The 13,935-nt window shown below is 64.6% G+C and carries 9 protein-coding genes; 2 read left to right on the forward strand and 7 right to left on the reverse strand.

All coding sequences use genetic code 11. The features are described from left to right. Positions 1 to 4: 4 nt before the first annotated feature. Positions 5 to 1,171, forward strand: coding sequence for an ABC transporter permease (locus FHR21_RS16870; RefSeq protein WP_221235233.1), 1,167 nt, complete (start codon positions 5 to 7; stop codon positions 1,169 to 1,171). Continuing rightward, positions 1,168 to 2,007 (forward strand): ABC transporter permease, encoded by an 840-nt coding sequence (locus tag FHR21_RS16875; protein WP_184100439.1) that lies wholly within the window; start codon positions 1,168 to 1,170, stop codon positions 2,005 to 2,007. The genes FHR21_RS16870 and FHR21_RS16875 overlap by 4 nt, the downstream gene beginning before the upstream one ends. A 16-nt stretch (positions 2,008 to 2,023) precedes the next feature. Here the strand turns inward: FHR21_RS16875 and FHR21_RS16880 are convergent, their stop codons facing one another. The 7 genes from FHR21_RS16880 to FHR21_RS16910 all read right to left on the reverse strand — a co-directional run bounded on the left by FHR21_RS16880 (position 2,024) and on the right by FHR21_RS16910 (position 13,795). Next, positions 2,024 to 3,247 carry a M1 aminopeptidase family protein gene (locus FHR21_RS16880; protein WP_184100441.1) on the reverse strand — a complete coding sequence of 408 codons (1,224 nt, stop codon included), beginning with the start codon at positions 3,245 to 3,247 and terminating at the stop codon, positions 2,024 to 2,026. Continuing rightward, positions 3,244 to 5,052: a DUF885 domain-containing protein gene (locus FHR21_RS16885; RefSeq protein ID WP_184100443.1), complete on the reverse strand. Its 1,809-nt coding sequence runs from the start codon at positions 5,050 to 5,052 to the stop codon at positions 3,244 to 3,246. The genes FHR21_RS16880 and FHR21_RS16885 overlap by 4 nt, the downstream gene beginning before the upstream one ends. After that, positions 5,049 to 6,857 (reverse strand): DUF885 family protein, encoded by a 1,809-nt coding sequence (locus FHR21_RS16890; protein ID WP_184100445.1) that lies wholly within the window; start codon positions 6,855 to 6,857, stop codon positions 5,049 to 5,051. The genes FHR21_RS16885 and FHR21_RS16890 overlap by 4 nt, the downstream gene beginning before the upstream one ends. Next, a complete protein-coding gene (locus FHR21_RS16895) occupies positions 6,854 to 8,782 on the reverse strand; it encodes a S9 family peptidase (protein WP_184100447.1) in 1,929 nt (642 codons plus the stop codon). Before FHR21_RS16895 ends, FHR21_RS16890 begins: the two co-directional genes overlap by 4 nt. 56 nt (positions 8,783 to 8,838) lie before the next feature. After that, positions 8,839 to 12,201, reverse strand: a complete 3,363-nt coding sequence (locus tag FHR21_RS16900) for a TonB-dependent receptor (RefSeq protein ID WP_184100449.1) — start codon at positions 12,199 to 12,201, stop codon at positions 8,839 to 8,841. A gap of 78 nt (positions 12,202 to 12,279) precedes the next feature. After that, positions 12,280 to 13,254, reverse strand: a complete 975-nt coding sequence (locus FHR21_RS16905) for a FecR domain-containing protein (RefSeq protein ID WP_184100451.1) — start codon at positions 13,252 to 13,254, stop codon at positions 12,280 to 12,282. Beyond that, complete coding sequence (locus tag FHR21_RS16910) at positions 13,226 to 13,795, reverse strand: RNA polymerase sigma factor (protein ID WP_184100453.1); 570 nt, start codon at positions 13,793 to 13,795, stop codon at positions 13,226 to 13,228. Before FHR21_RS16910 ends, FHR21_RS16905 begins: the two co-directional genes overlap by 29 nt. Between the last annotated feature and the right edge of the window lie 140 nt (positions 13,796 to 13,935).

A 13,935-nucleotide genomic window follows, 5' to 3' on the forward strand; every position in this document is an offset into this window, starting at 1 on the left:
GCCGATGACGCGGCGATGGGTTTCTTTCGCGCTGATCGCGCCATTGCTGGCCTTCCTGATCGTCAGCTTCATCGTCCCCGTTCTGCTCATGCTTGCGCGCGCGGTGACCGATCGCGATCTCGATCGGACGTGGCCCGCGAGTGCGGCGGCACTGCGCACCTGGGATGGCGAGGGGTTGCCGCCCGACGCGCTCGCTCGCACGGTCGCGCGCGAAATGCTCGCCGCACATCGCGCCGGAACCCTCAATCGCGTCGCCAATCGCCTCAACTATGATCTCGTCGGCTCACGCAGCCTGCTTTACACGACCGCCGACCGCCTTGCCGCGGGCGCGCCCGGCGAGACACTCGCCGACCTTGCGCGGATCGACCGGCGCTGGGCGCGCGCCGATATCTGGACGGTGATGCGCCATGCCGACGGGCCGCTGACCAGCTATTATCTGCTTGCCGCGCTCGACCGGCGGATCGACACGGGAGGCCACATTCTTCGCGTGCCGCGCGAACAGGCGGTCTTCGTCGATATCTTCCTGCGGACATTCAAGATCGCCTCGCTCGTCGCGCTCTTCTGCGCCCTGCTCGGCTATCCGGTGGCCTATCTGCTCGCATCGCTGCCCCGGCGGATCGCCAATCCGTTGCTGATCCTCGTCTTGCTCCCGTTCTGGACGTCGGCGCTGGTGCGAACGGCGGCATGGGCGGTACTCCTCCAGACCAACGGCGTCGTGAACGATCTCCTGCAATATATGGGGCTCGTCGACGCTCCGGTGCAGCTCATTTACAACCGGCTCGGGGTCTATGTCGCGATGACGCATGTGCTGCTGCCCTTCTTCATCCTGCCGCTCTATGGGGTGATGAAGGGCATCGACCCGACGGCGATGCGCGCCGCGAGCTCGCTCGGCGCGCCGCCTTTGCTTGCCTTTCTGAAAGTCTATCTGCCGCAAAGCCTGCCCGGCGTCGCGGCAGGCGCCGTCCTCGTCTTCACCCTCGCGGTCGGCTATTATGTCACTCCGGCACTGGTGGGCGGCGGGGCCGACCAGATGATCAGCGCGTCGATCGCCTTTTACACCAGCCAGTCGCTCAACTGGGGAATGGCCGCGGCGCTCAGCCTGCTGCTCCTGCTGCCTTTGCTGCTCATGCTGTTCGCTGGGCGGACGATGGTCCGCACGGTGCCGGCATGAAGCCGCCTCGCATGTCCTTTTCACGGTTCGGGCGCCTGGCGCTGCCCGGTTTCTGCGCGCTGGTCTTCGCCTTCCTCATGCTGCCGATCCTTGCGGTCATCCCGCTGTCGCTCAACCCGGGAAGCTTTCTGGTATTTCCCGAAGAGGCCTTGTCGCTGCGCTGGTACCGGACGCTCGGTGAATCGCCGCAATGGACGCGCGCTTTCGCGAACAGCTTCAAGATCGCGACCGCCACGACGCTGATCGCAACGCCGCTCGGCACGCTCGCCGCGATCGGCCTCGCGACCATGCGTTCGCGCGCGAAGCCGATCATCGTGGCGCTGATCAGCGCCCCGCTGGTCGTGCCGGTCGTCGTCGTCGCGGTCGCCTTCTATTTCCTTTTCGCACCGCTGGGACTCGTCAACAGCCCGGTAGGACTCGTGGTCGCGCACACGGCGCTCGCGCTGCCGTTTGTCGTGATCGTCGTCCACGCTGCCTTGACCGGCCTCGACTTCGGCCTGCTGCGCGCTGCCGCCAGCCTCGGCGCGCCGCCGCTCACCATGATCGTCCGCATCCTCGTGCCGCTCATTGGTCCGGGCATCGCCGCGGGGGCGGTTTTCGCTTTCATGACCTCGTTCGACGAGACCACGATCGCACTGTTCATCGCTGGCCCCGAGCAGCGCACGCTGCCGATTCAGATGTTCGAGGGCGTCCGCGAAGAGATCAGCCCCGCCATTGCGGCGGCGGCGACGCTGCTGGTCGTCGCCTCGACGCTGCTGCTCGGCACCGCCGAACTGCTGCGCCGCCGCGGCGAGCGCATGCGCTCCGGCGCCAGCGCCCCACACGTCCGCGTATAACCAGAGGTTGCCAGAGTCAGGCGTGAAGCGCCGCGTCGAAATCGCGTGCTGCGTCGGCGCCGGCGATTTCGGTCAGGTGACGCAGGAAGATCGCGGTCGTGTGCGCGGGCTCCTTCGCCATCGCGATCATCAACCGGTCCATCGCAGGACGCCCGATGCGGTTCTCAAGCTCGACGAGCAGCAGCGGCCCCTTGCCATAGAGCTGGAGCCGATTGGGTCGGCCGTGTCCCATGACCGGGCCGACGTCTACGGTCGCCTTGCGCTTTTCGGCGATATTCTTCGCCAGTTCCTCCGGCCCGAACGCATGCTCGACATAGCGCATCGACATATATTCGGCCGCCGATTCGACGAGCCAGAAATCGTCGGTCAGCGGGCTTGCGAGCATCCACCAGGCATGCGCGATCTCATGCGCCACATGGCGCGCGGGACCGACTTCGGAATCACCGGGATTCCCTGCCCGCCCTTCGGTGACAACGGTATAGGCCGTACGCGCATAGCCCATCGAGCGCTCGCGCCAGACCTGCGCCATCCGCACCTTGCGCGGCAAGGGGCCGAACATCGCCTCGAAATAGCGCGCGGCGGCCTCGCTATGCTTGATATATTGCTGCGATCGCCACGCCGACAGGTCGCGCGAGTAGAATTCGACACCGTGCGCCTCGGCGCGTTCGAGACCGCGCATCGCCACCAACGGCAAGTCGATGTCCAGAAAATCGCGCTCGATATGCACGCCGCCCGCCGTCCGTGTCACATCGCCCTGCGCGACGACCACCAGATCGGGCGCGAGCCCATCGATCGTCGCATCGACGGTGAAGCGCGTCTGGATGTCGGCCCCGACCGGATACCACATATGATCGAGGAACAGTTCATAGCCCTCGGGCCGCAGCGGCTTGTTGCCGCTGTCATGTTCGGTGTTGATCGGTCCGGCGTAGCGGAAGCGGAGCGCGACGGGTTCGGTGGCCGGGTCGGCGAAATGAAAGACATATTTGTTGAGCGCGGGCATCGGCTCCTCGGCGGGCCCGACCGTCACGGTCACCCCCGGCGGCAGCGCCATCGGTTCCACCGCGAAGCGCCGCGAAAGCAGAAAGGCCTTTTCCGTCTCGCCTTCGCTGAGCGTGATCGTGACGTCGGCGTCGACTTCTCCCTGCGGATCGAAGTGCGCCGCGACCTTATAATGCGGCGGCGCGGCGAAGGCGGGACCCACCGCGATCGCCGCGGCCGCCAAGGCGAAAGCGATCCTCATGCCGCCTGCCCTCCCTTGACGATCCACGCATCAATCCGCTCCTCGAGCAACGGCAGCGGCATCGGCCCGGCGCCAAGCGCAACATCGTGGAAGGCGCGCAGATCGAACTTGTCTTCGAGCGCTTCGCGCGCACGCGTGCGAAGCTCGACGATCTTCTGCATACCGATATAATAAGAGGTGGCTTGCCCCGGGAGGACGATATAGCGCTCGACCTCCCGCTGATTGTCATAATGGCTCGACGGCATGTTGGCGTCGAAATAGGCGATCCCCTGCTCGCGGCTCCACTTGAGCGAATGGATGCCGGTATCGACAACCAGCCGGCAAGCGCGCATCAGCGACAGCGACAGGCGGCCGAAGTCCGAATAGGGATCAGCATAGAGCCCCATTTCCTTGGGTAGCAGTTCCGAATAGAGCCCCCAGCCCTCGCTGAAGGCTGCATAGCTTGCGAAGCGCCGGAATTTCGGAATCCCTTCCATCTCGTGCGCGATACAGGTCTCGATATGATGCCCTGGAATCGCCTCGTGATAGAGCGTCGCGGCGAGCTGGTAACGCGGCTGTGCCTTCATGTCGGCGAGATTGATATAGAAGATACCTGGTGCCGAGCCGTCCTGCGGCGGGTTGCGATAATGCGCCTTGGGCGCCGATTTCTCGCGCCAGGCTTCGATAGGGCGCACCTCGACCGGGGCCTTCGGAAGATGGCCGAACAGCTCTCCCTGCCGCGCGCGGATCTCGTCGAGCAGCGCATTGGCCTCGGCCACATAGGCGGCGCGTCCCGCGTCGCTGTCCGGATAGTAGAAGCGCGGGTCGGTGCGCATGAATGCGAAAAAATCCTGGAGCCCCCCTTCGAAGCCTGTCCGTTTCATGATCGCGCGCATATCATCGTGAATCGCCGCGACTTCGCGCAAGCCGAGCGCATGGACGTCGGCCGCCTTCAGCGGCAGGGTCGTATAGGCCTCGAGCTGCGCCTCATAATAGGTCTGACCGTCGGGGAGCTTCCACACACCATCGACGGCATCGGCCTTGGCCTCGGCGGCGCGCAAATGGGCGATCAGCGCGCGATATCCTCTCGCGAAGCCACCGGCGAGCGCCGCAGTGCCGCGCGCGAGCAATTCTGCGCGCTCGGTTTCGGAGAAACCGGCCTTCGCGAGCTTGGCCTGAAAGTCCGCGAAGATGGGGCTATCGCCCTCGCCGCCGAACGGAGCGCCCTTGAGCAGGTTGAGGCAGGGTTCGAGCACCAGGGCATAGACGAAGCGCGGCGGCTGTATCCCCGATGCCTCCTGCGCAGCCAGCCGGTCGACCGCCTGCTTCATCAGCGTCTCGACGCGCTCGAGCCGCTTGATATAGGCTTCGGCATCGGCGCGGCTGGTGATCGGGTGGCTGTTGGTGAGCGTGCTCGGCACGCGCGTGTGCACGCCGCCCATCTGCGTCATCGCATAGTCATGGTGCCGCCATTTGAAGTTGCGCAGCGCCCGTTCCGACTGGAGCGCGAACATCCGGTGGCTGAGCCGTGCCTGCGGCGACAGCTTCGCGACGTCGAACGTCTTGAGCTCGGCATAATCCGACTCGCGCAGGCGATGATCCTCGCGTTCGCGCGCCTCGCTGATATCGTCCCATTTGTCCTGGTCGCGGCGGATACCGAGCGAGGATTGACGCGTCGGGCTGCGGTCGAGCGCGCGCTGGAAAATGCGTTCGAAAAAGGCATCGAGCCGGGCATCCTCGTCGTTCCCGATCGCGAAGACCGGCGGCGTGACCAGGATCGCCCCCGCGAACGCCGCCGATCCGATGAAGTGCCGCCGTCCGATCATGCCTGTCCTCCCTTGCCGATCCATTCGTCGATGCGCGCTTCGAGCAGCGGCAGCGGCAGCGGGCCACCGCCGAGCACGCGGTCGTTGAAGCGAGCGAGGTCGTAGCCATCGCCAAGCACGGCCTTCGCACGGTCGCGCAGTTCGACGAGTTTGAGCTTGCCCATCTCATAGGCGCAGGCTTGCCCCGGCGTGACGATATAGCGCTGGATTGCGGTAATATTGTCGGCGTGGCTGGCGGGGCTATTCTCGTCGAGCCACGCGATCGCACGCGCACGGCTCCAGCGCAGCGCATGAACGCCGGTGTCGGTGACCAGTCGCCCGGCGCGCATCAGTTCCATCGACAGGCGGCCGAACTCCTGCCATGGATCGTCATAGAGACCCATGTCCAACGGAAGCTGCTCGGCGTAGAGCGCCCAGCCTTCGCTGAACGCGGTATAGCCGCCGAAAGCACGGAATTTGGGCAGCCCCGTCAGCGCGCGCGTTACCGCCTTTTCGAGATGATGGCCCGGAACCCCTTCATGATAGGACAGCGCCGACAACTCGTAGATCGGCAGATTGCGCATGTCGCGCGTGTTGACATAGAGAATGCCGGGCCGCGATCCGTCGGCCGAAGGGGCGAAATAGCCGGCCGTCCCCGCGGACGCCTCGAGCCAGGGTTCGACCGGCTTTACCACGACCTCAGCGCCGGGAACATGGTTGGTAAGCTCGCCGAGCCGCGCCGTCACCGCCGCGATCTTCGCGCGCATCGTGTCAAGATAGGCGCTCTTTCCTTCGGCGGTGTTCGGATAATAAAAGCGATCCGCCGTGCGGACATGGGCGAACAGGTCGGCGAGCGTTCCGCTGAAGCCAGCACGTTTCGCCACGGCCCGCATTTCGCCGCGCAGCCGCTCGGTCTCGGCAAGGCCGATCCGATGCACTTCCTGCGGCGAGACGGCGAGCGTCGTGTTCCAGCGCAACTGCGTGGCATAATAGGCGTCGCCGTCGGGGAGATGCCAGACGCCGGCATTGCAGTTCGCCCCGCACGGAACGGCGCGCAGATGATCGATCAGATGGCGAAAACCGGGTCCGAAACCGTCGAGCAGGCCCCGCTCCGCCTCGCCGACCCAGCGCGCCTTTTCTCGATCCGAAATAGCCAGAGCTGCGATCTTGGCGCGAAAATCGGCAAGGATCGGGCTGTCGCCCCTGCCCGGCTCGAACGGCGCACCGACGAGTAGCTTCTCGCAATTGCCGACGACGAGCGGAATCGAGAAGGCCGGCGGGACGACCCCGAGCGCCGCCTGGCGCTCAAGCCCTTCGACCACCGAAGCAAGATAGGACCGCACGGCGTGAAGGCGCGCGACATAGGCCTCGGCATCGGCGACGCTCGCAATCGGATGATTGTTGATCAGCGTCTGCGGAATGTCGCGCTGCGGGCCGCGCATCTGGCAGACGGGGTAGTGATTGCCGCGCCAGCGATGTCGCTCGATCGCCTCTTCGGCATCATGGGCGAAGAGGTCGTAGCTGAGCTGCGCATCGGCGCCAAGCGCGCCGCGGTCGAAACCGCGTAGCTCGGCGAGGTCGCGCCGCACGAGCGCGACATTTTCATCGGCGCGGGTCTGGCTGACGTCGGGCCAGCCGCGCTGGGCGCCCTTGCCGCCGAACGCCGACCGCGCCGCGGGATTGCGCGCGAGGTCGCGCTGAAAGACACGCTCGAAAAAGGCGCTCAGTCGCTCGGTCTCGTCCGCGGTCGATGCCCATGCGGGCGCTACGGCGACGAGCGCACCCGCGGCGACCAGTTCGCGCCGACTGAACAAAACGCTGCTCACTGGCCGTTCGGAAAGTCGCCGAGCGGCGAGACCTTTGGGGTCCCGGTCGCGCCCTTCACATGGGTGTCGAGGAATTGCAGGATCGCGCGATAGGCGGCGATCTGGTTCGCCTTCTTGCGGAAGCCATGCCCTTCATCGGGGAAGACGATATAGTCGACCGGCACGCCATTCGCCTTGACCTTGGCGACGATATCCTCCGATTCGACCGGCAGCACCCGCGGATCGTTCGCGCCCTGCAGCACGAGCAGCGGCTTTTTGATGTTCTGCGCGTGAAAGACCGGCGATATCTTGTGCAGATAATCGGCGTCCTTTTCGGGGTCGCCGACTTCGGTGAACAGCAGCCGCCGCAGATCCTCCCACCAGCTCGGCGTGTTGGCGAGCAGGCGCGGCCAGTTCGACACACCATAGATGTCGATCCCCGCGGCGAACGCATCGGGGCGGAAGGCGAGCCCCGCAAGCGTCATATATCCGCCGTAGCTCTGGCCCTGGATCGCAATCTTCGTCGGATCGACGAAGCCGGTATCGACGAGCATCCGCTTGGCCGCAACGACGTCGTCGAGATCGGCATCGCCATGCTTGTGATCGTCGAGATGATAGAAGGTCCGCCCCGACCCCTTGCTGCCGCGATTGTTGATCTCGAACACCACATAGCCGTGATTGGCGAGATATTGCGGCAGCGGGCGATAGCCGATGGTGCTTTCGTCGCCCGGGCCGCCGTGGACGTGGATCACCGCGGGTCGCCGGTCGCCTTTCCGCGCGTCCTTCGGCACATAGAGGATGCCCGGCACCATCAGCCCGTCATAGGATTTGAAGCGCACGACTTCGCCCGGAACCAGATCGTCGGGTGCGACGCCGGGGGCCCGCGCGTCGAGCAACGGCGTGCGCTTTCCGCTGGCGAGATCGAGGAGCAAAATCTCGCCCGGCGTCGCCCCGTTCGAAGCGCTGAGCAGCGCCTTGCGGGCATGATTGGCAAGAAGAAGCCCGGCGCTCGCAGCAGGCATCGGATTGTCGAAGGCGATCGGCCGAAAACTGTTGGCATCGAAAAGATAAGGGCGCGATCGCGCATCCTCGTTGACCGAGACGACCAGCGTACGGCCATCGCGCGACAGGTTCGCGCCCTCGACATCCCACTCGGGCTTGAACACGGTCACGCGTTCGCCGGTCGCCAGATCGCGCCGGACGAGGAAAGCGAACTCGCCGCCGTCGTCGGTGGTGTAGTAGAGCTTCGCCCCTTCGTCGGCAAAGGCCTGCGGCTCGCAGGCGACGGGCTTTCCCTCTTCGGTAAGCTGGATCAGCTTGGCCTCGGTGCGGTCATAGACATAGCAATGCCGGGTCGCATTATCGACGATCCGGCTGAGCGCGACATAGCGGCGATCGGGGCTGACCGCGCGCACCTGATACGCCTTGTCGTTCTCGAACAGCAGCGTCTTCGCATATGTGTCGGTCCTGATCTCATAGAGATCGAAGAAACGCGGATCGCGCTCGTTGGTCTGGACGAAGAAGGACTGGCCATCGTGCGCCCAGTCGACGAAGCGCGCGACATGGCGATCGCCGGGAGTGACATCGCGGGTCGTCCCGTCGCGCTCGCGGACATAGATATGCGCAAGCTCGTTGCCGCCCTGATCGCTCGAGAAGAGAATGCGCTCGTCCTCCGGGAAATAGCCGATCGCGCGGACGGTCTCCTTCGTCGAATGCGTCAACGGCACCGCATCGCCACCGCCCGAGGGCATGACGTAGATATTGGCGATACCGGTGCGGTTGCTGGTGAAGATCAGCTTGCGGTCATCGGGCGACCAGGACAGGCCGCCGATCGAGTCCGAGTCCATCAATTGCTCGATCGTGTAGCGTTTCGGCGCCATGTCTTCGCCGAAGACTGGCGAAGCCAGGCCGAGAAGCCCGATGGCAAACAGCAGGGTTTTACGCATCCTTGTCTCCCCCGGAGCGCGTCGGGGCGCCGCCGCACGCCACGCCCCGCATATCGTCAGAAGCTGGCGCTGGCAGTGACCAGATAGCTGCGGCCGAGAATATCGAACGCCCCGAAGCTGCGGCGGACGATCGCGGGATAGGGCATCTCGCGATCGAAGAGATTGTTGACGATGAACTGAAGCCGGAACCGGTCCGCGACGTTGAAGCCTATCGTTCCGTTGACCAGCGTATAGGCACCCACCTCGTTGATCGGCGTATCCTCGATCGTCTGGATCAGGCTGAATTTCGTCTTGTCGCGCCAGAGCAATTGGACATCGAGGTCGATGTCGCCAAGCGTCGCGCCGACATTGGTCTGGACCCGCCATCTGGGCAGGCTGACCGTGCCTGCCGCCTCCGTTACCGGCTCCCCGGCGAAACGCTGCTGATCGTAACGGTCGGTATAGAAGACCTTCGTGCCGAAGCGCATCATGTTCCGCCCGTCCGAGCTGGGCGCGATACCACCGATGTCCAGACTATAGTCGGCGGCGATGATCAGCCCCGCGAAATGAAGCGTCGATGTGTTGACGAAACCTGTCGCGAAGCCGTTCGCGATGTCGCCGACTTCGCGCGCCGCGCCCCCGGTGCCATTGCCCGATGCGATATCGGCGGCGGTCAGACGCCGGAAGGCACCGCAGGCGGCGTTGTTCGGAAAATCGGCACTGTCGTAACAGGATGCGAGGGTCGCATCGATGTCGAGATTCTCGATCCCGCCGGTCAGCCTTATATCGGTCCAGTCGGCGGCCAGACGGAAGCCGGGGATCGCGGGCGGCTGATAGACCAAGCCCAGCGACCAGCTTTTCGCCTTTTCATTATCAAGATTGGGGTTGCCCGACACCGTGCCCGATACCGAGCGCCCCGCGGTGGTCGGAATGAAATCGCCGGGCGCGTCCGCGCCCACGGCCGCAAGCGCCGCCGCGCAATTGGCGGTTCGCACGCTGGGATTATTGCCGCGATCATAACTGCCGTCACCGCAGGGGTCGCTGATGCCGTCGGTGACGGGCGACCGGGCGGCGAACAATTCGCTGACCGCCGGCGAGCGGATTGCGCGCGTATAGACGCCGCGGAAGGTCAACCCTTCACCGATTCCGCCGAGCTTCGGCGAAATGCGGCCGCCTGCTGACCAGGTCAGCGCTCCGCCGGCGAGCGAATGGTCGACGTAGCGGATCGAGCCGTCGAGTTCGGCGTCGCGGATCAGCGGGGCATCCTGATCGGCGGAAATCAAGGGAATGACAAGCTCGCCATAGACTTCCTTCGTGCCGAACTTGCCCGTCACGGGCGAATAAGCGCCGATTCCGTCGCCGAGCAGCGTGTCGCCTGCCTGGAGGACGGCGTCGGGCGCGAAAACCGCCTTTTCCACGCGGCGCTCTACCCCGACGTTGAAGGCGACCCGTTCGCTCGCGATGCCGAAGGGCAGCTTGCCACCGACATTGGCGGTGAGCACCGTCTGCGTATTGGTGCTCCGCGACCGGCCCGTGTTGGTCACATAAGCGATCGCGTCCGCGCTCGGCGAACCGAAACCGAAGAGGTTGATCGGGACGCAGCCCGCCGGAGCCGCACCGCCACACACGATTGACCCGCCCGACCCCTCCACCGCATTGACGGCCGCGAGGAAGCGGTCGGGATCGACATAGGTCACGCGCGAATTGTTGCGAACGCGCCCGTAATTATAGGAAATGTCCCAGTTCCAACGCTCGCCCGCGACGTCGAAATGCCCGTCGACCCCGCCGACGAAGCGATAGAGATTCTGAACCGTGCGCTGCGGCTCGCGCTGGACGATGTCGTTGAGATTCCGGTTGAGGTTGAAACTGGTCAGCCCATTGGCCTGCAGGATAGAACGCGCCTGATCCGACAGGAAGGGATTGTCGATGGAAAAAGTCAGCTTCGGGCCGCCGATCAGCCCTGGCGCCGACAGCGAAGTGAGATCGGACAGGCGGACGACCTTGCTATGCGCATAAGCGCCTTCGAAAAAGACGCGCAGGTCGGGCGTGATGTCGTAATGGGCAAGCAGATTGCCGAGCACCCGATAGGTCGGCGTCAGCAGCGAGCTGTTCTCTGCAAGGCTGAAGCCGTCACCGCCCGAGCTCGATTGCGGGAAAGTTCCGAGACCGCTTCCTCCCAGAATATCCTCGACCACCGTGCCGACGTTGAAGGGGACAAGCGTCCCGTTCGGACCGAATTGCAGCGGCCGCCCCTGCGCGTCGAAGATATAATTGCCGTTCGGCGCGATCCCGAAGCCGGGAAGCGATACGCCGGGTCCATCCACGCCTAGCAGAGCTTCGGCGCCTGAATCGAAATAAGGCAGCCCGCCTTCGTTGAAAAAGGCATAGCGATAATCGTCGATGACCTGGAGCGCGGGAATGCCGTCGGTGGAACTGCCATTGTCGGGATTGCGGATCGTCGTCTTGAAACCGCCGAAGCGGTCGCTGTAGAGCAGCCCGCTCTGCCGCGTATATTCGATCCCCGCGACCAGATTTCCGCGCCCCTCGGCGAAATTGGTGCCAGCAAGGCCGCGCACGCTATACTGGGTCGCATCGCCCTTTTCGTTGATGCCGGCGAGGCCCGACAACTGCACGCCGTCGAAATCGTCCTTGAGGATGATATTGACGGTGCCCGCGATCGCATCCGAGCCATATATGGGTGCGCCGCCGATCGCGATGGTTTCGACCCGATCCACCAGGCCGGCCGGAATCAGGTTGAGATCCACCTGCGAACCCGCCGAAGCGTTGCCGCTCGCCGCGGCCGAATTGGCCGACACGAAGCGGCGCCCGTTGACCAGCGTCAATGTCCGCTGCGAGCCGAGACTGAACATGTTGACGAAACGCTGCCCGGTGCCGTTGATCGCCTGATTGGTTCCGACCGCACTGCTGTCCGACGTCCCGAACAGGGGATTGGCCTCGAGCGCCTCTGCGACGTTGACATAGCCGCGCTTTTCGATCTGCGCGGCATCGTCGACGGTCGCCGGCTGGAGCGTATCGAAGCCCGCTCGCTCGATGCGCGAGCCCGTGACGACAATCTCTTCGCGCGGCTCCCCACCAGTCGGCTGGACAATCGACCGGTCGGCGCGACGAATCACCACCACTCCGTCGCGGTTCTCGACGACCTCCAAGCCCTTGCCCGCAAGCATATGACGCAGCGCCTCGACGGGCGTATAGCTGCCATTGATGTCGTTGGTCGTGATCCCTTTCAGATCGGATTGGGGGACCATGACCTGCACCCCCGACTGGACGGCAAGTCGCTGCACGGCGGCGACCGCGTCGCCGGACGGGATCGCATAGCGCTGGCGTTCCTGTGCGACAGCCGGCGCCGTCCAGCACATCGCCGCGGCCACACCCGCCATCAGCAGCGCACGCAAATGCTTCCGGTCTGTCCCCCTGCTCATCGTCCTGCCCTCCCTAATGCCCCGAAGCAAAGTGGTGCTTCCACAAGCGAACGAGGGACGACCGGCGGAAATCCGCTATCAGTGCGACGGAGAATTCTGCTGACGCACCAGCACCAGTTCATTGCCGCGGCGATGCACTTCGCCATTGAAGGCGCTGGCCGCTGCATTGGCGAAGGCGCGCGCGTCGCCTAGCTTGAAAACACCCATGAATTCGGCACGCGCAAGTGTCGGATCGTCGATCGTGACGCGCAGATCGGAGTAACGATTGACCTCGGCCGCCGCATCGCCGAGACGCTGGCCGTTGAAGACCAGCAGTCCCTTGCGCCAGGCGATCCGGCGCTCAACGTCGACGGAATCGAGCATCGCCTTTCGCGGACCCGTGGCGGCGGCGACGAATTGTTCGTTACGCCGGATATAGCGCGGCGCGGCCAATCCACTCGCCCGACCGGCGATCGCGACAACCCCTTCCTCGACCGTCACCTCGACGCCGTCATCCTCGATCCCGACGACGAATTCGGTCCCGACCGCGCGCACCTTCACCCCGTCGGCGCTGACGACAAAAGGGCGCTCACTGTTGTGCGCGACCTCGAACGATGCCTCGCCGCGTCTCAGGACCACGCGCCGGATATCGTCCTCATAGCGTATCTGCACCGCAGAATTGCCGTTCAACGTGACGATCGAGCCGTCCTCGAGCGCGATACGCCTGACCTCGCTTCGCCCGGTCGCAACGCGGCCCGCCAACTGATCGTATGCGACCGCACCGCCCGCGACAACGACCGCGAGCGACGCCGCCATGGCGTAGCGACGCCAGACGCGCTTGCGGGCGGGAGGCGATGGATTGCGCCGGGCACCGCCGTCGAGCGCCGCGACCCGATCGAGATCGAGCCACAAGGCCTGCGCACGGACATAGGCACCCAAATGGCGGCTGTCGGCGGCAAGCCAGGAATCGAGTTCCTTCTGCTCTTGCTCCCCGAGCGCGCGTTCGGCCGACCGGATCGCCCAGGCGGACGCCCGGGCGTCGATGTCAGCCCCATTTCCAGAACTTGCGCTCACGCCTTTTTCCATTCTCTGCGCCCGCCGGCGCCTGCTTCATTGCCTCGGAAACCAGCCGCAGTGCCTTGGCGAGATGCTTCTCGACCGTACTTTCAGCGATCCCCATATGCTCGGCGATACGGCGCTGCGAGAAGTCCTGGAACTTTTTCAACTCGAACGCCTCGCGGCATTTCGGGGGCAGCGTCTGCAATATTTCGTGCAAACGCGCCAGTTCTTCCTGTCCGCTCAGGCGTCGATGGACGTTCATCTCTTCATCGACGATGTTCAGCGCATCCAAATCCGCCACCAGGTCGATCGCGACGATCCGTGACCGCCGGACCTGCTCGCCGACGATATGGCGCGCGGTCACATAAAGATAGGCGCGCGTATTGCGGATGGCTTCGGCATCGGCGGTCCACAGCCGCGCATAAGCCTCCTGCACCACTTCGTCCACGTCGCAGGAATCGAGCCCGCGCAAGCGGCCCGCAAGCCATTTGCGCAGATCGGGTTCGTGCGGCAACACGTCCCGGGCAAACCAGCGAAGTCGCGCCCCATGATCCATCCCGCAATCGCATCAGCAATAGCGTCTGCGGTCAAGAAAAATCGCGATTTTGGATAAATTTTTATTTATATACAAATAGTTATAACGCACATCAAGGCACCCGGAAAAGTCCCGGCCGCCTTGTCCGAAAGGTTGGGCGC

The sequence above is a fragment of the Sphingopyxis panaciterrulae genome, from assembly GCF_014199295.1.
GTDB classification, from domain to species: Bacteria; Pseudomonadota; Alphaproteobacteria; order Sphingomonadales; family Sphingomonadaceae; genus Sphingopyxis; species Sphingopyxis panaciterrulae.

Excerpts from the sequence above, each read along its gene's own strand:
- FHR21_RS16870 (WP_221235233.1), top strand. The coding sequence starts at position 5 with ATGACGCGGCGATGGGTTTCTTTCGCGCTGATCGCGCCATTGCTGGCC.
- FHR21_RS16875 (WP_184100439.1), top strand. The coding sequence starts at position 1,168 with ATGAAGCCGCCTCGCATGTCCTTTTCACGGTTCGGGCGCCTGGCGCTG.
- FHR21_RS16880 (WP_184100441.1), bottom strand. The coding sequence starts at position 3,247 with ATGAGGATCGCTTTCGCCTTGGCGGCCGCGGCGATCGCGGTGGGTCCC.
- FHR21_RS16885 (WP_184100443.1), bottom strand. The coding sequence starts at position 5,052 with ATGATCGGACGGCGGCACTTCATCGGATCGGCGGCGTTCGCGGGGGCG.
- FHR21_RS16895 (WP_184100447.1), bottom strand. The coding sequence starts at position 8,782 with ATGCGTAAAACCCTGCTGTTTGCCATCGGGCTTCTCGGCCTGGCTTCG.
- FHR21_RS16900 (WP_184100449.1), bottom strand. The coding sequence starts at position 12,201 with ATGAGCAGGGGGACAGACCGGAAGCATTTGCGTGCGCTGCTGATGGCG.
- FHR21_RS16910 (WP_184100453.1), bottom strand. The coding sequence starts at position 13,795 with ATGGATCATGGGGCGCGACTTCGCTGGTTTGCCCGGGACGTGTTGCCG.